Below are 22,260 nucleotides of genomic sequence, written 5' to 3'. Positions count from 1 at the left end.
CCCCGCCTTCTGTAGTAAAAATTGCCGCAATGAGCAAGGAACGGAAAAATGATACCAAGGCTTGATGCGGTGGCACTAGAAAATTTAGAGGGTAAAGCGCTAGACCGCCTTGCATGGGCCGCGCGTGAACTGGGGTTTTTAGTCATTACCGGCACGCAGCTAAATACTCATGACGTTACTGAGGTTATTGAAAGCTATCGCCAATTTTTTTTACAGAATGCAGCTAAAAAGCAGGCAGTAAGTATGGTCCAAACCGGCTCTAACAGGGGGTGGGGGCCGGGGCGATCTGAGCAAGTCAATCCAAAGGCAAATCCAGATTATAAAGAGGTCTTTGATTGCGGCATTGAATTGCCGGCAAAAGATCCAATGGCAGAATTATCTGTTTACGCAGCAAATAGATGGCCAGATCAACCCATAGATTTTGAATATAAAATCCAAGATTACTTCGAAAAATCCTTAAGCGTTGGCATGATTGTTCTAAGAGCAATTGCAGCTGCAACAGGGCGCGATGCAGCCTATTTTGACGATAAATTTAATAAGCCAATGGCCCTATTGCGAGGTAATTATTATCCGCCAAGGCCTGTGGGCGCTGGCGTACTTGATTTTGGGATTGCGGCACATTCAGATTACGGTTGTCTAACGCTTTTGGCCACTGATGGCCAGCCCGGTTTAGAAATCCAGTTACCAGACGGCACTTGGCAATCTCTTACTGCCTCACCAGGGGAATTTGTGATTAATTTTGGCGAAATGCTTGAAATGTGGACTGATGGAGATATCAAGGCGACTTTGCATCGTGTGCGCGGCGGCGAGGATGAGCGAATTTCGATCCCACTGTTTTTAAACCCCAATTACGATACCAATGTGGCTCCCGCGGGGCAGGATCAGGTAATTTTGGCCGGCGAACATCTCAGCCGTAGATATAATGAAACTTATGTTCATTTGCAGAGCAAATGACTACATACCTTTGAATTTGATTGACTCTCCACACCCGCAAGCTTCGCTCACATTGGGATTGTTAAATTTAAAACCAGCCTCCAACAGCGAAGTTTCGTAATCAATTTCAGTTCCAAACAGAAACATTTGCGCCATAGGTGCAATCATCACCCGCGCATGACCTTGGGTTACAACCTCATCATGAGGATCAGCCGTGTCCACATAATCTAGGGTATATTCCATACCTGCACAGCCGCCCTTTTTAACCCCAAGACGCAGTCCTAGATGGCCCTTTTCTTGCATTAGTTTTTCTACATGCTGCTGTGCTCGAAGGCTTAAGGTTACAGCATTTTTTTTATCAGATTCATCAAGCATCAGTTCTGCTTTCACTGGTATTGTTACATAAAGCCAAGTTCAAGCCGGGCTTCATCACTCATCATGTCCATGCCCCAAGGCGGTTCCCAAATTAAATCTACATCAACCTGCTTAACGCCGGCAAGGGGTTCAATAGCTTCGCCCACCCAACCCGGCATTTCGCCAGCAACCGGACAACCCGGGGCAGTGAGAGACATTTTAATATGCACTTCGTTTTCATCGTTGATTTCAACTGTGTAAATCAGCCCGAGATCATAAATGTTTACAGGGATTTCAGGGTCATAGACGGTCCTGCAAGCCTCAACAACGGAATCATAAAGCGGATGATCCGTGCTAGAAGGTGCAATCAAAGGAGTTCCTTCTAGCTGTGTTTGAGGCTCGTCCATGGGTTTTTCCTGTTTATTTCCTGACTGTTTATATAAGTAATATCAGGCCATAGGTCTAGGGTACGACGAAAAAAATTCCGTTAACCGCGCACAGGTTTGCTGTCTGGCAAAGTGAGGTTGGCAACCTGCTCTGAAATTGGTTCTGTATTCAATGGATGCAGGTCGGCATTAAATTCTGTTGGGTTCGACAAGCTTTGCCACTTGCCTTGGAAATAAATTTCCAAGCCTGAAAAACGGGCTTTATAACCCATTTTTTTGCTCCCTGGCACCCAGTAACCAAGATATAAATAGGATAATTTTGCTTCTTTCGCCAAAGCGATATGGTCCAAAATTAGATAGGTTCCAATAGAGCGGGCAGCCACCATTGGATCATAAAATGAATAGACCATGCTCAGGCCGTCTTCTATTAGATCAGTCAAAGATACAGCGGCTAATGCGTTGCCAATTGTGTATTCAACAACCCGAGTGCGGATAGGCGTTTCTTCTATCATTGCTGCAAATTCAAAAACATCCATGTCGGCCATGCCCCCCGTGGCATGGCGCGCATTTAAATATTTACGGAAGAGTTCGTATTGATCTTCTGTTGCCCAAGGTGAGTTGGCTTTTCGAATTAAGTCTTTATTGCGTTTCAAGACCCGCTTTTGGCTTTTACTCAATTCGAATTTTGATAAATCAACACGGGCTGACAAACACGCAGAGCAATCCGCGCATGACGGGCGGTAAAGTACATTTTGCGACCTACGGAAACCTTGTTGGGATAAAGTATCATTTAAACGCTGAGCATCATCTCCTTGCAAGGAAGTAAACAGTTTTCTTTCCTGCCTGCCGTTTAGGTAGGGGCAGGGCTGCGGAGCCGTTACATAAAACTGCGGCGCTATCGGTAAGGTATGACGCATGTACTCACGATACCAAGGCTTGGCCGGCTTATCAATATCATAGCTACAAGGTATCTTCGTGAAGTGAGCCAATTCTGCACAAGTAATTTCAATTTAACATAAATATTTGTGAGCCTAATATGATTAACACCCTGTTTTATTGCGCGCAATGCCGCCCCCGGGATGCAATTTGCATCTATTAAGCGGGCGGCGGCTTTGATCCTTTAAAGGGATAAATTACTAAGTTTCTTTTGCTTCCTTTTCACGTTCGTTCATGAATTGATCGAATTCTGCCTTGTCTTTGGCATCCCTAAGGCGCTGCAGGTAAGTTTCAAAATTCTCCTGCTCTTCCGTCAATCTTTGTAAAGTCTGTTCTTTATAGGCGTCAAAGGCAGCATTGCCAGTTGGTCGCGTCACGGAATGATTTCTGCCAAAATAAGAGCTGGAATTGCATGATTTTTGAAACACGGGTTTTCTCCAAATTATATAAGCTAGAAAAGCCAATCCAACGGGCCAGAAAAAGATGAAGCCTAACACCATTACGGCGATCCAGGCTCCTTTTCCTTTACGGTCCAGCCAGTTCTCAGCACGCCCAAACCAAGTTGGGCCCTTGGGCAGTTGAGTATACGAGGTGGCGGTGGTCATAATAGTCTCCATTTTATGTAAATGCCTTTCACATTAAGTCATATGGAGGTGCTTGAAGCCCAGTTCAAGAGATCATGTAAATCTTTTTTACATTTTTTCTTAGGCAGTAAAAATTAGTGTCTTGGCGTTGGTGAAGCGTTGAAGCCTATCTGGGGTGATTGAAAAAACATGGTTCGGCGTTCCGGCCGCTGCCCAGATTTGGTTAAAGTCAAAAAGGCGTGGGTCCATGAAGACTGTAACCGGATTAATATGTCCAACTGGCGAAACGCCTCCTATTGCAAAGCCAGTTTTTTCGCGAATGAAAGCGGCATCGGCTTTGCCGAGGGGTTCATTGGCCAGTGCGGCGGCTTTTTCTTTATCGACCAAATTGCCGCCAGCGGTGATAAACAAAATAGCTTGCTGGCTACTGAGCCCTGCAAAAATAATCGATTTTGCAATTTGGTCTATTTCACAGTCCAAGGCCTCGGCCGCATGGGCAGCTGTTCTTGCTGTACCCGTTTCGACCACTGTATCGGCAAGACCTGCGGCTCTTAATGCTGTTTTGACACGTTTTAAGCTTTTGCTCATCTTGTCACCATTGACCATTTGCGCGGCAGCGCGCAATCATCAGTATATGAATTTTTCAAGTCGCATCCAGCATATTCCCCTTTCCTTTGATCCCGCACAGGGCCGCGAGGTCTGTGATGGCTTCGCGGACGCGTCAATTGAAATCCAGCAGCTGCTGCACGGCGCAGGCGGATCTAGCCCGTATCTAAAGTCTCTTATCGAGAAAGAAGCTGTTTGGCTCAAAGCGGCCTTTGATCACCCTGAGACCTGTTTACCGCAAGAGTTTAAAAGAGTGTCAAACGTGGCGAACGATGCGTTGGCCCAAGCGCTTCGTCAAGCCAAGCGTCGGGTGGCTTTATGGACTGCTCTTTGTGATTTGGCGGGAATTTGGCCGTTGGAAACTGTCACCCATTGGTTGACAGAATTTGCCGATCTTTCGGTATCGCTCGCTTTAAGGAGTGCCTTGGAAAAGCAGCTTGAAAGGGCGAAATTACCAGCATCTAAGGAAATATCCGACCCAGATCAGTTGGGAATGTTTGTTCTTGCTATGGGCAAAATGGGTGCTCATGAACTCAATTACTCATCTGATATTGATTTGATCTGCTTGTTTGATGATGGACGATTCGATCCTGACGATTTTTTCCAAGCTCGTAGTGCCTTTATCAGCGCCACGAAAAAAATGACCGCTCTGCTCAGTGATTTGACAGAAGACGGCTATGTGTTTCGGACGGACTTACGACTTAGGCCAAATCCGTCAGTCACGCCAGTCTGTATGGGGGTGGAAGCAGCAGAGCGTTATTATGAAAGCCTTGGGCGAACTTGGGAACGCGCAGCGTTTATTAAAGCGCGTGTTGCAGCTGGTGATTTCAAAGTTGGCGCTAAATTTCTGGATAACATGGTACCATTTGTCTGGCGCAAACACTTGGATTTTGCAGCGATTGAAGATGCGCACAACATGCAGTTGCAAATTCGGGATCATAAAAGGGTAGGCGGGGCAATAACCCTTAAAGGCCATAACATGAAGCTGGGCCGAGGCGGGATCAGGGAAATTGAGTTTTTTACCCAAACACGACAATTAATAGCAGGTGGAAGAGATACCGATTTAAGAGTTTTGGGCACCCAGCAAGGGCTTGCTGCTTTGGCACAAAAAGGCTGGATTGAACATGCTACAGCTGATGTTTTAACGGATCATTATCGTGCGCATCGGCTCATTGAGCATCGTCTTCAAATGATTAATGATGCACAAACTCATAGTCTACCCACGTCAAAAGAAGGTTTTGACAGATTGGCCGCGCTCATGGGAAGCAATAGCGTTGATCTGCAAAAAGACATCATGAAACGGCTCAGTGAGGTACATGAGCTTACCGAGGGTTTTTTTGCGGGGCCTATGACAGATCCTGCACCTGAAAAAGAGGACGGTTTTGAGGAGGTTACGCGATCTTGGCCGTCCTATCCGGCGCTTCGATCAAAACGTGCCATAACAATTTTTGACCGCTTGCGACCTGAAATTATTCGGCGGCTAAGAGCGACAGAAAACCCGCAGGAAGCGCTTTTGGCATTTGATGGGTTCTTGTCTGGCCTGCCAGCCGGCGTACAATTGTTTGCCCTTTTTGAGGCCAACCCCCAACTAATCGACTTGTTGATCGATATTGTTGGAACATCGAAAGATCTTGCTCACTATTTAGCGCGCAATGCGCAGGTTTTTGATGCAGTGATTGGGGGATCATTTTGGAGCGATTGGCTCGATGTTGACGCTTTATGCCAAAATCTTTGTAAGGAATTAAATGCCTTAGGCGACTATGAGCGCAAGCTCGATGCAGCGCGGCGTTGGGGCAAAGAATGGCATTTCCGTATTGGGGTTCATCTTTTGCGCGGTATTTGCAATGCCGAACAGGCCGCAACGCAATATACCGAATTGGCTCAGTCAATGGTGCAGGGGCTCTGGCCGGAAGTGATTGATCAATTTTCCAAAAAATATGGAGGCCCCCCGGGTCGCGGCGCTGTAGTCTTAGCAATGGGCTCGCTTGGCGCCGAGGCGCTGCATGCTTCATCAGACCTTGATTTAATTGTCATTTATGACGCTGATGGGGTGGAAATGTCCGATGGAAAACGGGCGCTGAATGCCCGAAGTTACTATGCGAGATTGACGCAGGCGTTGGTGACGGCGATGACGGCGCCGATGGCTGAGGGGCGTTTGTATGAGGTCGATATGCGGCTTCGTCCTTCTGGCAACCAAGGCCCGGTCGCCACCTCTTGGCAGGCCTTTCAAAGCTATCAAAATGGTGAAGCCTGGATATGGGAGCATTTGGCATTAACCCGGGCGCGCGTGATTGCTGGACCTGCAGGTTTGGCGGCGGATGTTGAAAGCTTTCGCTGTGCTTTGATGGGGCGGCGCGATACCGACAAAATGCTTGGGGCAGTGTCCAAAATGCGTAGCCGGATTGCTCAGGTGCGCGGCGCAGCGCAGCTGTGGGACTTAAAGGCCGGTTCTGGGCGGCTGCAAGATATTGAAATGATAGCCCAACTGGGCCATTTAGCGGCTGGCGGCGGCCATCGGGACGTCGGCGCAGGGCTAAGCGCCTGCGTCGAAACTGGGCTTTTGGATGACGCAGGCAGACAAGACCTTGATCGCGCTTATAGGCTTTTGTTTCCCTTAAGGGTGGCGCTCAAGCTTTTGTCGCGCGATGCGATGGGGCGCGATCAATTAGGAATACGGGCACAAAAGGTTTTGCTCAGACTGACAGGCAAAGAAACCATGGATGAATTGGACGCAGCGATCGAAGCCCTGACCACGGCCGCTGCTGCCACAATTGATAAAATGCTGCCCAAACCAGAGGAAGATGCAGATGAAAGGTGACACAAACGACCCTAAGGCACTGATAAGAGAGGCTTATAATATTGAAGCTATCAGTGCCGGTGAGTGCCGCTCAATCTTTTTGGACTGGGCTTTGGGGGTGCCAGCCGAGGCCGATACCCAAAGTGTGATCCGCACGCTTTTGGTGCAATATGAAGCCGGCGCGCCAAATCATCCCATGACTGAAACCCTGCGTGAGGGCCTGTTAACCGCCTGCGCTCCGAAGCGCCGCGGTGGATGGCGAGCCCGCAATGGAAGAGTAAAAAATTGAACCATGCCCTATGCGGGAGAATTTTTTAATCTATACTTAACGGGCTTTTGGGCGAGACATTCCAAAAGATGGAGGAGGAGGGTCTTCTGGCATTCTGCCAGCGGACAGTCGCATTAGAAGAGCATTCTAATGGCCTGTTTCTTCATGGAGTAAAGGAGTATATATCTCTACTGGATATTGCTGTTCGCAGCAATTCTAAGCGAAGTCATTGCCACCACATGTATGAAGCTTTCTGTCGGTTTTACCCGATGGCTGCCGTCAACGATGATGTTTGTATTTTATAGTGCATCGGGTATTTTCATCACCTTTGCAATCAAGCGGATCGAGCTGTCCATTGCCTATGCAATCTGGGCCGGTTTGGGCGTGGTTCTGACCACATTTATCGGCATAATGCTGTTCAAAGAAACCGTCACAACAGTCAAAATGATATCAACTATGATGATTATTTGTGGTGCTCTTGGGCTGTATTTATCGCAGCCAACCCAAGCCTAAACGGCGCTCTTGGGGGCAAATTTGCCTATCTGTTTCGCGTCGGTATGACGTTAGTATCACGCAGGTGGCAATTTTGCCCTCAAGAGGCAGCATTTTAGCGCAAAATCGCGCTTAAAGCGCGGCGGCCGTGCGCGCTAAATCTGTGATGGCCTCCCAATCGCCCACATCGATAAGCGCTTGTGGGGCGACCCAGCTGCCGCCGACGCAAAGCGTATTGCTGAGCCCCAAATAGCTTGGCGCATTGGCGGGTGTAACACCGCCGGTGGGGCAAAAACGCACTTGGGGCAGGGGCGCTCCGATGGCTTTTAAGGCTGCAGCGCCGCCATTGGCTTCGGCGGGAAAGAATTTTTGCACCCGATAGCCACGTTCCAGCAGGCGCATAACTTCGGTAGAGGTGGCCGCCCCGGGCAGCAAAGGCAGCTCGGCTGCTTCACAGGCCTCCAACAACATATCTGTCGCCCCGGGCGAGACGCCAAATTGTGCGCCGGCCGCTATTGCATCGGTTACATCCTTGGGGCTGAGCAATGTGCCTGCGCCCACCACGCCGCCCTCCACTTTTGCCATTTCGGCAATCACCTCAAGCGCTGCAGGGGTGCGTAGGGTGACCTCAAGAGCGGGCAGGCCTCCGGCGACAAGCGCCTTGGCCAGTGGCTGCGCAATGGCGGGGTCTTTCACCACCAATACTGGGATCACCGGCGCAAGGGCGCATATTTTTTCGGCTTCTGTGCTGGCACTCTCAGGTGTCATATCTTTGTCCTTTTAATCCCTTAAACCACAACGGCGGCGCCCTCAGAGGCGTTGCCAACGTTTTGGCGAAACATTTCAAACAGCTCGCGGCCGACGCCGTGCTTATTATCGGATAAATCCATTGTGACCGGCTGGCGGGCGGTAAAGCCTTCGCTTAGAATCTCAATTTGTCCGGTGATGGCATCAAGCCGCATGATGTCGCCGTCCTGCAGTTTTGCGATCGGTCCGCCGGCGGCGGCCTCGGGGCTAATGTGGATGGCGGCAGGCACTTTGCCCGATGCGCCCGACATCCGCCCGTCGGTCACCAGCGCAATGCGCAGCCCGCGATCCTGCAGTACCGCCAATGTGGGGGTCAGCCCGTGCAACTCTGGCATCCCATTGGACTTTGGTCCCTGAAAGCGGACAACCACGATCGTATCTGTGGTTATCTCATTGTTCTTAAATGCGTCTTTAACCGCCTCTTGCGTGTGAAATACACGCACTGGGGCTTCGATTACATGACGCTCGGGCGCAACAGCCGAGGTTTTGATCATCCCCTGTCCCAGATTTCCACTGAGCTGTTTCAACCCGCCGCTGGATTGAAACGGATCACGCGCAGGGCGCAGGATTTTTTCATTTTGGCTTTGGCTCGTTGCAGGATGAAATTCAACTCCGGCGGGGGTCAGTTTTGGCTCGTTTTGGTACATATCAAGCCCATCACCAACCACAGTTTTAACGTCTTGATGCAGCAATCCATCTGCCAGCAACTCACCGATCATATAGCTCAAACCGCCGGCCGCATGAAAATGGTTCACATCAGCCAGCCCATTGGGATAGACTTTGGCCATCAGTGGCGTCACTGATGAAATATCATCAAAATCCTCTAGCGTAAGTTCAATGCCAGCCGCGCGTGCCATGGCCGGCAGGTGCAGCACCAAATTGGTTGACCCGCCGGTGGCCATCAGACCAACAATACCGTTCACAAAGGCCCGTGCGTCTAAAATATCGCACAGTGGACGATATTGATTTCCAAGCGCCGTGATTTGCATCATTTTCCGGGTGCCATATTCGGTCAGCGCATCGCGCAGCGGGGTGTTCGGATTGACAAAAGAAGACCCTGGCAGGTGGAGCCCCATAAATTCCATCAGCATCTGGTTTGAATTGGCCGTGCCGTAAAAGGTACAGGTGCCCGGTCCGTGATAACTGGCCATTTCGGCGCGCATCAACTCGGCGCGGTCGGCTTCGCCCGTGGCAAATTTCTGACGCACCTTGGCCTTTTCATCATTCGGCAAACCAGACAGCATCGGTCCCGCCGGTAAAAATATTCCCGGCAGATAGCCAAAGGTGGCCGCCGCGATCACCAACCCGGGCACAATTTTATCGCAGACCCCAAGATAGATCACCCCGTCAAACGTATTGTGCGACAGTGCCACACCAGTGGCCAGCGCAATCACATCGCGTGAAAACAGCGATAGCTCCATGCCGCCCTGACCTTGGGTCACCCCATCACACATGGCGGGCACGCCTCCGGCGACCTGTGCTGTGCCGCCAGATTTGCGTGCTGTTTCACGGATCAGATCGGGAAAAGTTTCAAACGGCTGATGCGCGGACAGCATATCATTATACGCGCTGACAATGCCCAAATTTGGCCCGCGCCCCTCAGCCAGTGCGGATTTGTCATCGCCCATCGCAGCATAGGCATGGGCCTGATTGCCGCAGGTCAAATGCGCGCGCCGAGGCCCCGCATCGGCTGCAGCACGCATGCGCTCTAGATACTGGTTGCGGCGGTTTTGTGATCGGGTTTCGATGCGTTCAGTCACCCGCGCTATGGTAGGATGCATGGCCAAGGTCCTTAATCTGTGATTGTTGCAAACACAACATGTTAGCGCTAACGAATTTTGAGTTACACCACCCAGCATTACTGTGCAAGAGTTTCTCGTCAGGTGCAATTGAGGCTTTAGAATTTTGTGCAAACTGCGTAAGAGGGGGCATGATAAATTCCGAACGCCCCCGTATCCGATTGCGCCCCAATGCCATGGTCCAAAAATTTCGTCATGGGTTTCCTTGGGTCTATGATAATGAGTTGGTGATGGACCGGCGCAGCCGGAAAATTGCCCCCGGCAGCTTTGCGGTTCTGGAAAGCGCAGAGCGCCAGCCACTGGCGCTGGTCACGGTCAATCCGGCCTCGAAAATCGTCGCCCGGGTGCTGGCGCGTGATCCTGAGGTGGAAATAGATCAAGCCTGGATCACCGCCCGCCTTAAAACAGCACTTGCGCTGCGCGAGCGGCTATATGACGCGCCGTTTTATCGCTTGGTGCATGCAGAAGCTGACGGGTTTCCGGGGGTTATTATTGATCGGTTTGGGGATACGGCCGTCATTCAGCCGAATGCGGTCTGGGCCGAGAACTGTATTGAGATGCTGTGCGCCGCGCTGGTGGCGGTCACCGGGGTGAACTGCGTGTTAAAAAACGCGGCTGGACGCGCGCGCAGCCTTGAAGGGCTTGATGGGGAAAATGCGGTTTTATTCGGGGCTGCGCCAGAAACGCCAGTTCCGGTCGCGATGAGTGGTGCGGTCTATATGGCGGATCTTCAGGGGGGGCAGAAAACCGGACTGTTCTATGACCAGCGGCCCAACCATGCGTTTGCTGCCAAATTGGCCGAGGGCGCGCGGGTGCTGGATGTATTTAGCCATGTAGGCGGCTTTGCATTGGCTGCTTTGGCAGGCGGCGCAAGCGCGGCGCTGGCAGTGGACAGCTCTGCCGCAGCGCTTGAATTAGCGCAGCAGGGCGCAGAAGCGGGCGGCGTGACCGCGCGCTTTGACACCAGAAAAGGCGATTCTTTTGAGGTGCTTGGCGCGCTGGCTGAAAGTGGTGCGCGGTTTGATCTGGTGATCTGTGACCCGCCTGCATTTGCCGCCTCAAAGCCGGCGCTTGAAGCCGGTTTGAGAGCTTATGAAAAGCTGGCACGGCTGGCAGCGCCCTTGGTGGACGAGGGCGGCTATCTTGGGCTTTGTTCGTGCTCGCATGCGGCCGATTTGACGCGCTTTCGCGCCGCCTCACTCCGCGGCATTGGCCGCGCAGGCCGCGCCAGTGCCTTAATCCATACGGGCTTTGCCGGCCCCGATCACCCGGTGCACCCGCAATTGGCGGAAAGCCATTATCTAAAAGCGCTGTTTTTCCGCCTATGAAGCTTTTGCTTGATACCTGCGTGCTTTATCCCACGGTGATGCGCGAGATGCTGCTGGGCGCGGCAGCTGCGATGGGCTGGCAGCCGCTTTGGTCGGCGCGCATTTTTGACGAATGGGTGCATGCAGCCGGTAAGCTGGGCCCCGAGGGTCCAATTTTTGCGCGTGGGGAAGTTGCGCTGTTGCGCGCCAAATGGCCAGAGGCAGAGATCTGCTGGCCGCCCTCTTTAGAGGCCCGCCTTTGGCTACCCGATCCGGCGGATTGCCATGTGCTGGCGGCAGCGATCGCAGGATCAGCGGATCAGATTATAACTCTGAATGCCAAAGATTTTCCCAAACATATCCTGCGTGAAGAGGGGCTTGATCGCTGTGATCCCGATGCGCTTTTGCTGCAGGCATTCGAGGCTGCGCCTGATGCGATAACTCCGGTTTCCCATGCGATAAAAGCGCGTGCTGAAAGCCTGTCGGGGGCGGCTTGGCAAACCCGCGCTTTTTACAAAAAAGCCCGCTTGCCCAAATTGGCGAAAGCCTTGGCGGCTTTTGAAGGCTCGTAGCAGTGCTTCAGTTCCTGAGGTCAACCGGACAAAGCTGCCTTCGGCGAGAGTATTTTGGCAAAGAAAAAATCAGCCCAGCTGCAAACGCAGGCGGCGCAGAATGGTAAAGCGCGCCGCAGGCTTTTTTTTTGGTGCTGGCACGCCGACGCTTTAGCCGCGCAGAATGCTGCGGCCGGCGTATTCGGCACTATCGTCGAGCTGTTCTTCGATGCGAATGAGCTGATTGTATTTTGCCAGCCGGTCCGAACGTGCCAGTGAGCCGGTTTTAATCTGACCGCAATTGGTGGCCACCGCCAGATCGGCAATTGTGGTGTCTTCGGTTTCGCCAGAGCGGTGCGACATCACATTGGTAAAACGGGCGCGGTGCGCCATATCCACAGCCTTTAGGGTTTCAGACAGAGTCCCGATCTGATTGACTTTGACCAGCATTGAATTGGCGCAGCCTTCGGCAATGCCGCGGGCCAGTCGCTCGGGGTTGGTGACAAAAAGATCATCCCCAACCAGTTGTACTTTATTGCCAAGCTCGCGGGTGAGCATGCCCCAGCCCTCCCAGTCATCCTCGGCCATGCCGTCTTCGATGGACAGAATGGGATAATCGCGGCTGAGATCGGCCAGATAGGCCACGTTCTGTTCAGAGCTGAGCGAAATGCCTTCGCCGCTAAGCTCATATGCACCATTTCGGTAATATTCGGTGGCGGCGCAATCAAGCGCCAGATAGATATCCTGGCCCGGAGTATAGCCTGCCTTTTCAATGGATTTAAGAATGAAATCGAGTGCATCACGCGTAGAGCTAAGGTTGGGCGCAAAACCGCCCTCATCGCCAATACCAGTGGAAAGACCGGCCTCGGACAGCTGTTTTTTCAACGTATGAAACACTTCTGAGCCCATGCGCACTGCGTCGCGGATGTTTTCCGCCGCCACCGGCATAATCATAAATTCCTGAATATCTATTGGGTTGTCAGCATGTTCGCCGCCATTGATGATATTCATCATCGGCACAGGCAGAATACGCGCGGCGGTGCCGCCCACGTAACGGTAAAGCGGCATGGCGCTTGCGTCTGCGGCAGCTTTTGCCGCCGCCAAAGACACACCAAGGATCGCGTTTGCCCCGAGCCGAGATTTGTTTGGTGTTCCATCCAATGCAATCATCGCCGCATCAATGGCCTGTTGTTCGCTGGCATCAAAGCCCACCAGCGTTTCGGCAATTTCACCGTTGACGGCGGCCACTGCGGATAGCACACCTTTGCCCATATAGCGGGTTTTATCCCCGTCGCGCTTTTCCACCGCCTCATGCGCGCCGGTCGATGCACCCGAGGGCACAGCTGCGCTGCCCATAGTGCCATCTTCGAGCGTGACGTCCACTTCCACTGTTGGGTTGCCGCGGCTATCGAGAATTTCTCGTGCGAAAATATCGTCTATAATGCTCATGTTGGGTCCTTTAATACAGCGGCCGTTGAAGTGGTGGTTTGGCGCTTCATAAGCAATCACTGCGCAAATGGCCAGAGCTTTCCGCAGTGCAGCGATAGCGGTAACTGGGATGGGGTGACGTCACTTTAGGTGGTTTGAGCGGGCGGTTCGCGGCGCAGGTTTTCGCGCCAAAAGGTATAGAGCCCAGAGCCGATGATAATTGCGGCCCCAAAAAGCGTTTGCCAGTCTGGATATTCATTTAGTACCGTCACAGCAATCAGCAGCGCAAAGAGCAAACGCGAGTATCGAAACGGGGCAATGACGGCTACATCACCCACGCGGGTGGCCAATACAATAAAGAAATACGCAATGCCCCCGTTGAGTACGCAGGCGATTAAAAGTGGCCAGTGAGCGGGTTCTGGCCAGATCAATGGATCAAAGAACGGCAGCGCAATTCCACCGGCGATGATACTGGCGAAAAATGCATAGGCGGTTACGGTGGAAGAGGAAAGCTCGGCTGGGATCAACCTTGATGATAAATCGCGGCAGGCGAGGAAAAGCACCCCGATGAGGGCTAGGATAGATCCGGGATGAAACCCGTCCATGCCGGGTCGCACCACGATCAGCACACCGATAAAGCCAATGATAATTGCGCTCCAACGTCGCCAGCCGACCTGCTCTTTGAGAAATAATGCAGCACCCATTGTGACCAAAATCGGTGCCGCCTGTAAGATCGAAGTGACCGTGGTAAGCGGGATTAAGGCCAGAGCCGGCAGGAAGAACAGCGGGGCGAAGATATCTGCAACAAAGCGGATGGCGAAGGGCTTGTTGCGCATATGTGAACTAAACATCGGTTTGCGGCGGGCAAGTGCCACAGCAAAAAATAGCAAAAATCCCCCAAGCCCGATAAGGATTAACAGCTCTGAAACTGGAAGATCACGGGCAAGAATTTTCAAAAGTGCATCTTCAACCGCGAAACCGGCCATGGCAATAAGCATGAAAATGATGCCGCGTAAGTTGTCCATAATTATCTCATCTCGATTGAAATATAATTCTGCCGGCCTTAAAAATAGGCCGTGAAGCGCTTTGATTTGCGCCAATATATGCAGCGCAAGGGAGAGGTTGCGCGCTGGCTCCTAAGCCAGCGCACTGCGGTCTAAATCGGGTATTCGGCGAATTTTGTGCCGACGGCTTCAATGACTTGATCCATTGCGCCGACCGTTTCAGCAATTTTCAAAATTGTCGGGCAATCGGCAAAGGGTGCGCCGCCGCAAGCATCGCGTAAAATACCAAAGCCGCCACAGTCCTGAACTGAGCGAACGCAGGTATATAAAAAGATATCCGCATAAGAACATGCATCGCCGGTCAAAAATGGACCTGCATTATGAGCCGTCAGATGTCGCTCTAAAAACCCGAGCCGGTTTTTATGCAATGTTGTCAGGTTGGCAATACCGGTTTCTTTGCCGCCCTCGGCCAAAGTGTCAGTGAGACGCAGATTGCGCCAGAACGCATCGCTATGGCCGGTGATGATGTCGTGAAATGGCGACAGGACAAAAGAATAGTAATCCTGCGCCCAGCCCCAGTACATCGCCACCCGCGCGGCGTCTTCGGGGCTTTTGGGCGTCAGGGGCCCGGGATATTTAGTCACCAGATATTGAACGATTGCCATCGACTCGTTCAATTCTAGCCCGTTGGAATGATCTTTCATCCAAGGGATCGTGCCAAAGGGCGCATCTGTGTCCTTGTTAAAGTCGGCGGCTTTGGGCGCAGGGTAATTTGCCTTAATACCGTGCATGGCGCAGATAATGTTAATTTGTTCTCCGCGGCCAATCACAGGCAGATAGGCGATATCAATCTCAGTCATTTTAACTCCTTACACTATTAACAGAACGGCTAGATTACAGCCTAATTAAAGTCTTTTAAGTCTGACGTTTCAACTGCGAAAGTCGTCTAGGTCTTGGATTTGATTGGCACGCCGTAAAGTTCAAGCTTATGGCCTTTTAACTGATAGCCCAGCTTTGCAGCAATTTTTTCTTGCAAAGCTTCTATATCGGGATCAACAAATTCGATCACTTCACCGCTGTTGAGATCAATTAAATGGTCATGGTGATCGCGTTCGGCATCTTCGTAGCGCGCGCGCCCATCTCCGAACTCGACACGTTCAAGGATACCGGCTTCTTCAAAAAGTTTAACCGTGCGGTACACTGTTGCGATTGAAATTGCCGAATCCAGCGCTGAGGCGCGGGCGTAAAGCTCTTCCACATCGGGGTGATCATCAGCGTCTTCAAGCACGCCAGCTATGATCCGCCTCTGGCCAGTCATACGCAAACCTTTGGTTTCGCAACGTTCAATTATGGTTTCCGGCATTGGCTGTCCTTAAGCGCATTTGCAGAGCATCACTTAAATTAATTCCTCTGCGGTGCAAAGGGCTGAATTCGCCGCAGTGCAGAAAAATCATTGACTTTTTAGTGTAAAACCTTCACTGCGCTATCTAAGCGTTAATTCCTGCCGCGTGAGCAGTCAACAGGCCGGTGGGCAAGACCCGCCTTAAAATGAGCCGCATATGAGTTATCGCAGCGTTCCCAAAATCACGCGTGGGCACACACGCATGGCACTTGATCGGGTATTTGACCTGCTCAGGCGACGTCATGTGCCCAAGCGACCTGACTGCCTATGTTGGTAGGCGGGCAAATGAATGTGCGTCAAGCTTATGGTATTGACGGCGAAAGGACGACATTGAATTTATTCCAAGAAATGGGCTTGCCCGAAAAACTTGTGGCGCGTGTAGCTGCATTGGGAATTACCGAACCCACACCCATTCAGACCCATGCCATTCCACCGGTTCTAGACGGCAAAGATGTGATGGGTCTGGCACAAACCGGAACTGGTAAAACTGCAGCATTTGGCCTGCCATTGGTGAGTAAATTACTTGCTTCCGGCAAAAAGCCTGCGCCCAAAACCGTGCGCGGTTTGATATTGGCGCCAACCCGCGAGTTGGCCAAACAAATCAGCGACAATCTAAGTAATTTTGTGGAAAATACACCGCTAAAAATAGGCTTGGTTGTAGGTGGAGCATCCATCAACCCGCAAATAAAACGACTTGCGCGGGGCACGGACATACTGGTGGCAACACCAGGGCGGCTGATTGATCTGCTTGATCGCCGCGCGCTCACGCTGGATGCCACTACTTTTTTGGTGCTGGATGAGGCGGATCAAATGCTTGATCTGGGCTTTATCCATAGTTTGCGTAAGATCGCTTCCTTGCTGCCACCAGAGCGGCAAACCATGTTGTTTTCTGCCACCATGCCAAAGCAAATGAGCGAGCTATCAGCCAGTTATTTGCAAAATCCGGTACGGGTCGAAGTCTCCCCGCCGGGCAAAGCTGCGGATAAAATAACCCAGTCTATCCATTTCATTGCAAAATCGGAAAAACCGGCTTTGCTTATTGAATTGATCGACAAACACCGTGATCAGTTGGCCTTGGTCTTTTCACGCACCAAACACGGGGCTGAAAAGCTAAAAAAGACTTTGGAAAAAGCCGGGTTTGCGGCAGACTCCGTACATGGCAATAAATCACAAGGCCAGCGGGATCGCGCCTTGCGATCTTTCAAGTCTGGGCAGACAAAGATTTTGGTTGCAACAGATGTTGCCGCACGCGGTTTGGATATTCCAGATGTGCGATTTGTATATAATTTTGACCTGCCAAATGTGCCGGAAAATTATGTCCACCGCATTGGCCGCACGGCGCGGGCCGGCGCGTCTGGCGCTGCGGTGGCCTTTTGCGCACCGGAAGAGATCGGTGAATTAAAAGCGATCCATAAAACCATGGGAATTTCCATCCCTGTGGCCTCAGGTCGTCCTTGGGAAGACATGGACAGCGGCGGTCAGGGCAAGCCAAAACGCAAATCGCGCGGGGCAGGAAGACGTGGGCCAAATCGGTCAAAAGAACATGCAGGCAGCGGCGGACAAGGCCCTACTGGCGCCCAAAAAGCCCGGCATCGGCGCAAGGCAAAAGCCGCACGTTCGGCAGCCTAAAGGCTAAGTTTTGCGGCGGTGCACATCTTGGGCGCCGCCGACAATAAAAGCAGATTTATTTACATCAGGTCTGGTTCGCGGCCAAGCCTGTTGGCCAATCTGGATACCGTAAGTCCCTGAACAATAATGGAAAATATCACAACCACATAGGTGGCTGTAAGGATCAAGGGCTTCCACTCACTGTCCGGCAGCGAAAGCGCCAGTGCTACCGATATACCGCCCTTAAGCCCGCCCCATGTCATAATTGGAATGATGCCGCGGGAAAATTGGCGAAACGGGCGAAGCGCCAAAACCGGAACTGCAACCGCAGCCAGTCGGGCTACCAGCGCTAAGGCAATGGCAAAGCTTGAGGTCAGCAAAATCGAGCCATCAAAGGCAATGGCAAAAACCTCAAAGCCGATCATTAAAAACAAAACCGCATTTAAGATTTCGTCAATCAGGCTCCAAAAGGCATCAACATAGTGGCGGGTTTCTGCGCTCATCCCATGCTTGCTGCCGATATCGCCGATCAGCAACCCGGCACAAACCGCCATGATCGGCGCCGAGACATGAAGCCAGACCGACAATTGATAGCCGCCAAATGCCAGAGCGAGGGTTAGCAACACCTCTAGCGCATAATCGTCAATTTGGCGCATCACCCGAAATACGGCCCATCCCAGTACCAGACCGAGTATGGCGCCGCCGAAGGCCTCTTGTATAAACAAACGCATCGCTGCAGAAAGCCCGCTGCCATGATGATCGCCAGTTGGAAAGGCAAGTCCGACAAGCACCAGGAATACAACATATCCAACGCCATCGTTAAACAATGACTCGCCTGCGATTTTGGTTTCCAGTGATTTTTTTAGATTAGCTTCACGCAAAACGCCCAAAACTGCCACTGGATCCGTTGGGGAAATTAAGGCCCCAAAGACCAATGCAATCATTATGGGAATGCCGGTCATCCATGCAATTCCAAGCCCGAAAATAAGCGTTGATACTCCAACCCCTATTGTGGCCATAAGAAGGACCAAGCTCCACTCGTTACGCAGGTCCGATAATTTGACATGCAGCGCGCCGGCAAACAGCAAAAGCCCCAGCATGCCTTCGAGCAGAGCCTTTGAAAAGTCAATTTCCGAAATGGTTGTGCGGATGCTTTCCGCAATCCCAAGATCCGGCAGCAGTATGTCTACCCCCATGGTGCCCAAGGATGCCAGAAGTGAAACAACTAAAATACCGATCGCACTTGGCAGCTTGAAAATCAGATAGTTAATGGCCCCGAATGTGGCGGCGAAAACAAGTAAAAGGGATGTGATTTGTAAAATATCCATGGGCTCTCTTTCGGTTCTATCCGGTCAGCATAGCACAGAGTGGAAATGCCTCAGATAATTTTAATTCAAGCAGGTTTGGCTTGACGCGGCCGAAAGATTGTTTTTGTGTTCTGCTATGTCGGATAAACGCTCTATTGATGCCCAAGGCGCTGTAATGCTTATCGGGTTTTCCCTGTTGCTGGCCTTTAATCAGGTGGTGATTAAAGTTGCCAATGGGGGATTTCAGCCAGTGTACCTTGCGGCGCTGCGTTCGCTTGGGGCGGTTTTTGTTTTGGCGCTATGGATGCGCTGGCGCGGGAAACCGATGTTGCCTGCACGGGAAAATCTATGGCCGAGTGTACTTTTGGGCGCGCTGTTTTCAGCCGAATTTATATTTTTGTTTCTGGCCTTGGACCTGACTACGGTCTCAAGGGTAAGTATTTTATTTTACTCCATGCCGATCTGGCTGGCTGTGGCGGCGCATTTCTTTCTGCCCAATGAAAAGCTGAGCGGGCTGCGTGTAGCAGGGCTTGTTTTGGCAATCTGCGGCGTTGCTTGGGCGGTTTTTGATCGCAGTGAGCTGCGCGAGCCCAGTTTTTGGGGCGATATCCTGGCGCTCAGCGCTGCGGTGACCTGGGCGGGTATTGCGCTATGCGTGCGGATGACTGGCCTTGCGCGCGAGCGGCCCGAGACGCAATTGTTTGTGCAGCTTGTGGTGTCTTTGCCGCTACTGTTTGGGGCATCGCTGTTTTTCGGTGATCTGATGCGCGATCCGACACCGATCCATTGGATCGGATTGGCGTTTCAATCGGTTGTGGTGGCCTGTTTTGGTTTTTTGTTCTGGTTTTGGCTGGTGAGCGTTTACAAAGCCTCGGGCGTGGCGTCGTTTAGTTTTCTATCGCCGGTGTTTAGTGTCGCTTTGGGATGGCTTATTTTGAGCGAGCAGATCAGCAGCAGTATCATTGGCGGTTTGATCCTTGTTGCGGCGGGGCTTATGTTGATTAACCGAAAGTGATTTTAAGACCCATGGTTGCATATTGAGCCTTGAGCATGGGATTATTTGAGTATTTTGACAAAGAAAAAGACTACAAACCTGTGTTTGTTGTAGGTAAGAAAGAGGACATAAAGCCAGATAATGGACTGGTAGCCGTTTGGATTGGGCGAGAGGTGATTATTTGAAACTGATATGAACGCTGTACTTGACCCCGCTGGTTTGTCTTACAGACATGATCCTCCAAACCCAATTGACTTCATTCGCCTCCGCGTTGAATGCGGGTGGGGGCAGATAGAGGCCTCTGCTGCGCAAGAAGCGCTATCATCCAGCCTCATTCATATAACCTGTTACTTTAAAGATGAGCTTGTTGGAATGGGAAGGGTGATAGGAGATGGTGCGCTGAACTTTTACTTGCAGGATATCATTGTAAGGCCTGCGTTTCAGGGGCACTGCATCGGGAAGACCCTTGTTAGTTTGTTGCTTGACGAAACAAAAAAGCGCGCCGGCAAAGGCGCAACTATCGGACTAATGTCAGCCAGAGGCAAAGAAAACTTCTATTCTGATTTCGGGTTTCAGGTGCGACCGTCTGGAAAATTAGGTTCTGGAATGACTATTTTTGTTTTTTGACTCTGCTATGTTGAAGTCAAAAGGTATTTGGATGAAGAATTTTCCAGAAGTTTATTTTCTGCGCCATGGGCAGACCGAGTGGAATTTTGAAGGCCGGTTTCAGGGTCAAAAGGACAGCCCCCTGACTGCGCTCGGGCGCAGGCAGGCAGAAGATCAGGGACAGCTTTTGCGCGCGGTGATTGCAGACTGGCGCGAGGTGGATGTGTGGGTTAGCCCGTTGGGCCGGACGCGTGAGACGGCTGAGATTGCGCTGCGTGATGTGCCCGCAGAGCCTAAAATTGTGCCTGAGCTGGCCGAGATCAGCGTTGGCAGCTGGGAAGGTTTGCGGCGCGGCGAAATTGAAAAGCTTGAGCCGCGCTTTGCCAATCCCAGTCAAAGTGAACGCTTTGAGGTGTATTGCAACAGCCCCGGGGGCGAAAGCTATGCCGTGTTCAGCGCCCGTATCCGGTTGGTTTTAGAGGCTTTGCAGCGGCCAACGGTGATTGTGGCGCATGGGATTGTCGGCCGCGTGCTGCGCGGGCTCTGGCTGGGGCTTGAGCGCGGCCAGTTGGCCGGGCTACCGGGTGGGCAGGGCTGTATATTTCATCTCAAAGAAGGGCGCGAAGAGGCGCTTTGGCCAAGCTGATTAGGTGCCACAAAAAGTCGCCTCGATCTCTTCCTCTGCGCTGGGTGGGCGGCGTAGGTCGCTAAACTCAGCTGCGTCATTATAGGGCGCTTTGACGGCCGCCAAAAGCCGATGGAACGGAGCATAATCGCCGTTGGTGGCGGCCAAGATCATCTCTTCAATGCGGTGGTTGCGCGGAATGATCCCAGGATTGGATGTCTCCATCCTACGCTCTGCATCTGGCTCTTGCTCAAGCCGGCTTTGCCAGCGCTCTTGCCAGAGATCAAATTTATTCGGGTCAAGAAATTGATCACGGGCGGCGCCGGCGGCGAGCGCACGAAAGGTATTGGTAAAATCGGCGTGGCCATCTGCCATCAGTGCAAGCAAATCATTGATGAGCGCGTCATCCTCGGTTGTGGCGGCGGAGATGCCGATTTTGGCAGCAAATACATCCCGCCGGTTTTGTTCCAGCTGCTCTGGCATTGCATGAACGGCGGCGGTGAAAGCAGAGATTGCCGCATCGTTATCCGGCATGAGCGGTACCAAGGCAGTGGCCAGCTGCGCCATGTTCCAAACGATTATATTGGGCTGGTTGCCGTACGCATAACGGCCCATGCGGTCAATCGAAGAATAGACCCGCATCGGGTGGTAACGATCCATAAACGCGCAGGGGCCATAATCGATGGTTTCGCCGGCAATCTGGCAGTTGTCCGTGTTCATCACCCCATGGATAAATCCCACGCCCATCCATTGAGCGATCAGCTTTGCCTGGGCTTCAATGACCGCTTGAAGCAAGCCCAAAGCGCCATCTGCTTGGGGGTAATGGCGCGCAATTGTATAGTCGAGCAGCGTTTTGAGCGCATCGTAATCGCGCTGCGCAGCAAAAAACTGAAACGTGCCCACACGGATATGGCTGGCGGCGACCCGGGTTAGCACGGCGCCGGGTAGGGCGGTTTCGCGCAGCACCGGCGCGCCGGTTTCAACCGCCGCAAGGGCCCGCGTGGTTGGGATGCCCATATGGTGCATAGCCTCGGAAACAAGGTATTCACGCAGCACGGGTCCAAGCCAGGCGCGGCCATCGCCGCCGCGCGAATAAGGGGTGCGCCCCGATCCTTTGAGCTGAAGGTCGCGGCGTTTTTGATCGCGGCCCAGAGTTTCGCCCATCAGCAGGGCGCGGCCATCACCGAGTTGAGGATTGTATTGCCCAAACTGATGGCCCGCATAGACCTGAGCTATCGGCATTGCCCCCGGCGGCGTGGCGTTGCCGGAAAATATCGCCGCCATTTCGGTGTCACTACCGCCGCTTATGCCCATTTCTCTGGCCAATGGTTGGTTAAAGGCAATTAGTGTTGGCGCAGGTGCCGGCGATGGGTCTAGCCGGCTGTAAAACCGTGCAGGCAGCTTTTGATAGCTATTGTCAAACGGGATTACGAGTGGGTCTTGGGTCATACTATTCTCATCTGGCT

Annotated in this window: 23 protein-coding genes; 10 read left to right on the top strand and 13 right to left on the bottom strand. The window is 52.1% G+C overall.

The features are described from left to right. Window positions 1-48 precede the first annotated feature (48 nt). Window positions 49-954, top strand: coding sequence for an isopenicillin N synthase family oxygenase (locus tag GN278_10640; GenBank protein XAT61155.1), 906 nt, complete (start codon window positions 49-51; stop codon window positions 952-954). Here GN278_10640 and GN278_10635 read toward each other — a convergent pair whose 3' ends face one another. The 5 genes from GN278_10635 to GN278_10615 all read right to left on the bottom strand — a co-directional run bounded on the left by GN278_10635 (window position 955) and on the right by GN278_10615 (window position 3,781). Next, window positions 955-1,308, bottom strand: a complete 354-nt coding sequence (locus tag GN278_10635) for an iron-sulfur cluster assembly accessory protein (protein ID XAT61154.1) — start codon at window positions 1,306-1,308, stop codon at window positions 955-957. It abuts the gene before it with no gap. Window positions 1,309-1,331: 23 nt separating this feature from the next. Beyond that, complete coding sequence (locus GN278_10630; GenBank protein XAT61153.1) at window positions 1,332-1,694, bottom strand: SUF system Fe-S cluster assembly protein; 363 nt, start codon at window positions 1,692-1,694, stop codon at window positions 1,332-1,334. Window positions 1,695-1,774: 80 nt separating this feature from the next. After that, window positions 1,775-2,590 (bottom strand): arginyltransferase, encoded by an 816-nt coding sequence (locus GN278_10625; protein ID XAT62634.1) that lies wholly within the window; start codon window positions 2,588-2,590, stop codon window positions 1,775-1,777. A 219-nt stretch (window positions 2,591-2,809) separates the two neighbouring features. After that, window positions 2,810-3,214, bottom strand: coding sequence for a DUF2852 domain-containing protein (locus tag GN278_10620; GenBank protein ID XAT61152.1), 405 nt, complete (start codon window positions 3,212-3,214; stop codon window positions 2,810-2,812). Window positions 3,215-3,313: 99 nt separating this feature from the next. After that, on the bottom strand, window positions 3,314-3,781 hold the full coding sequence (locus GN278_10615; protein XAT61151.1) for a YbaK/EbsC family protein: 468 nt from the start codon (window positions 3,779-3,781) through the stop codon (window positions 3,314-3,316). Window positions 3,782-3,827: 46 nt separating this feature from the next. Here GN278_10615 and GN278_10610 point away from each other — a divergent pair, with 46 nt between their 5' ends. The 3 genes from GN278_10610 to GN278_10600 all read left to right on the top strand — a co-directional run bounded on the left by GN278_10610 (window position 3,828) and on the right by GN278_10600 (window position 7,377). Further along, window positions 3,828-6,617, top strand: coding sequence for a bifunctional [glutamine synthetase] adenylyltransferase/[glutamine synthetase]-adenylyl-L-tyrosine phosphorylase (locus tag GN278_10610; protein ID XAT61150.1), 2,790 nt, complete (start codon window positions 3,828-3,830; stop codon window positions 6,615-6,617). Further along, on the top strand, window positions 6,607-6,885 hold the full coding sequence (locus GN278_10605) for a hypothetical protein (protein ID XAT61149.1): 279 nt from the start codon (window positions 6,607-6,609) through the stop codon (window positions 6,883-6,885). The genes GN278_10610 and GN278_10605 overlap by 11 nt, the downstream gene beginning before the upstream one ends. Window positions 6,886-7,044: 159 nt before the next feature. Next, window positions 7,045-7,377 (top strand): QacE family quaternary ammonium compound efflux SMR transporter, encoded by a 333-nt coding sequence (locus tag GN278_10600; protein XAT61148.1) that lies wholly within the window; start codon window positions 7,045-7,047, stop codon window positions 7,375-7,377. A gap of 111 nt (window positions 7,378-7,488) precedes the next feature. On the opposite strand, the gene eda is transcribed toward GN278_10600, so the two are convergent. Beyond that, on the bottom strand, window positions 7,489-8,124 hold the full coding sequence (gene eda / locus GN278_10595; protein ID XAT61147.1) for a bifunctional 4-hydroxy-2-oxoglutarate aldolase/2-dehydro-3-deoxy-phosphogluconate aldolase: 636 nt from the start codon (window positions 8,122-8,124) through the stop codon (window positions 7,489-7,491). A 20-nt stretch (window positions 8,125-8,144) separates the two neighbouring features. Continuing rightward, window positions 8,145-9,950, bottom strand: a complete 1,806-nt coding sequence (locus tag GN278_10590; protein ID XAT61146.1) for a phosphogluconate dehydratase — start codon at window positions 9,948-9,950, stop codon at window positions 8,145-8,147. A gap of 143 nt (window positions 9,951-10,093) precedes the next feature. Between GN278_10590 and GN278_10585 the strand changes: the two genes are divergently transcribed. Together GN278_10585 and GN278_10580 are read left to right on the top strand one after the other, a co-directional pair. After that, the gene (locus GN278_10585; GenBank protein XAT61145.1) at window positions 10,094-11,290 is read left to right on the top strand and encodes a methyltransferase domain-containing protein; all 1,197 of its coding nucleotides are present in this window, start codon (window positions 10,094-10,096) and stop codon (window positions 11,288-11,290) included. Further along, window positions 11,287-11,841: a PIN domain-containing protein gene (locus GN278_10580; GenBank protein ID XAT61144.1), complete on the top strand. Its 555-nt coding sequence runs from the start codon at window positions 11,287-11,289 to the stop codon at window positions 11,839-11,841. Before GN278_10585 ends, GN278_10580 begins: the two co-directional genes overlap by 4 nt. A 150-nt stretch (window positions 11,842-11,991) precedes the next feature. On the opposite strand, the gene GN278_10575 is transcribed toward GN278_10580, so the two are convergent. From GN278_10575 to GN278_10560, 4 genes are all read right to left on the bottom strand, one after another. Beyond that, window positions 11,992-13,269, bottom strand: a complete 1,278-nt coding sequence (locus GN278_10575; protein XAT61143.1) for a phosphopyruvate hydratase — start codon at window positions 13,267-13,269, stop codon at window positions 11,992-11,994. A 125-nt stretch (window positions 13,270-13,394) separates the two neighbouring features. Continuing rightward, window positions 13,395-14,246: an EamA family transporter gene (locus tag GN278_10570; GenBank protein ID XAT62633.1), complete on the bottom strand. Its 852-nt coding sequence runs from the start codon at window positions 14,244-14,246 to the stop codon at window positions 13,395-13,397. A gap of 158 nt (window positions 14,247-14,404) precedes the next feature. After that, window positions 14,405-15,112, bottom strand: coding sequence for a hypothetical protein (locus tag GN278_10565; protein XAT61142.1), 708 nt, complete (start codon window positions 15,110-15,112; stop codon window positions 14,405-14,407). 86 nt (window positions 15,113-15,198) lie between these two features. Next, window positions 15,199-15,615, bottom strand: coding sequence for a transcriptional repressor (locus tag GN278_10560; protein XAT61141.1), 417 nt, complete (start codon window positions 15,613-15,615; stop codon window positions 15,199-15,201). Window positions 15,616-15,984: 369 nt separating this feature from the next. Between GN278_10560 and GN278_10555 the strand changes: the two genes are divergently transcribed. Further along, window positions 15,985-17,283: a DEAD/DEAH box helicase gene (locus GN278_10555; protein ID XAT62632.1), complete on the top strand. Its 1,299-nt coding sequence runs from the start codon at window positions 15,985-15,987 to the stop codon at window positions 17,281-17,283. A 59-nt stretch (window positions 17,284-17,342) separates the two neighbouring features. Here the strand turns inward: GN278_10555 and GN278_10550 are convergent, their stop codons facing one another. Next, window positions 17,343-18,590 carry a sodium:proton antiporter gene (locus GN278_10550; protein ID XAT61140.1) on the bottom strand — a complete coding sequence of 416 codons (1,248 nt, stop codon included), beginning with the start codon at window positions 18,588-18,590 and terminating at the stop codon, window positions 17,343-17,345. Between the two features lie 115 nt (window positions 18,591-18,705). Here GN278_10550 and GN278_10545 point away from each other — a divergent pair, with 115 nt between their 5' ends. The 3 genes from GN278_10545 to GN278_10535 all read left to right on the top strand — a co-directional run bounded on the left by GN278_10545 (window position 18,706) and on the right by GN278_10535 (window position 20,815). Further along, window positions 18,706-19,584, top strand: a complete 879-nt coding sequence (locus tag GN278_10545) for an EamA family transporter (GenBank protein ID XAT61139.1) — start codon at window positions 18,706-18,708, stop codon at window positions 19,582-19,584. 171 nt (window positions 19,585-19,755) lie between these two features. Then, a complete protein-coding gene (locus GN278_10540; GenBank protein ID XAT61138.1) occupies window positions 19,756-20,190 on the top strand; it encodes a GNAT family N-acetyltransferase in 435 nt (144 codons plus the stop codon). Between the two features lie 7 nt (window positions 20,191-20,197). After that, a complete protein-coding gene (locus GN278_10535; GenBank protein XAT61137.1) occupies window positions 20,198-20,815 on the top strand; it encodes a histidine phosphatase family protein in 618 nt (205 codons plus the stop codon). On the opposite strand, the gene GN278_10530 is transcribed toward GN278_10535, so the two are convergent. Continuing rightward, entirely contained in the window at window positions 20,816-22,243 is a 1,428-nt protein-coding gene (locus GN278_10530; GenBank protein ID XAT61136.1) for a YdiU family protein, read from the bottom strand. It lies immediately after the preceding gene. Between the last annotated feature and the right edge of the window lie 17 nt (window positions 22,244-22,260).

Source organism: Rhodobacteraceae bacterium Araon29 (assembly GCA_039640505.1).
In the GTDB taxonomy this organism is placed as follows: domain Bacteria; phylum Pseudomonadota; class Alphaproteobacteria; order Rhodobacterales; family Rhodobacteraceae; genus CABZJG01.
The sequence above is the reverse complement of the archived record's forward strand: the minus strand, read 5'-3'. Positions and strand labels throughout refer to the sequence as shown.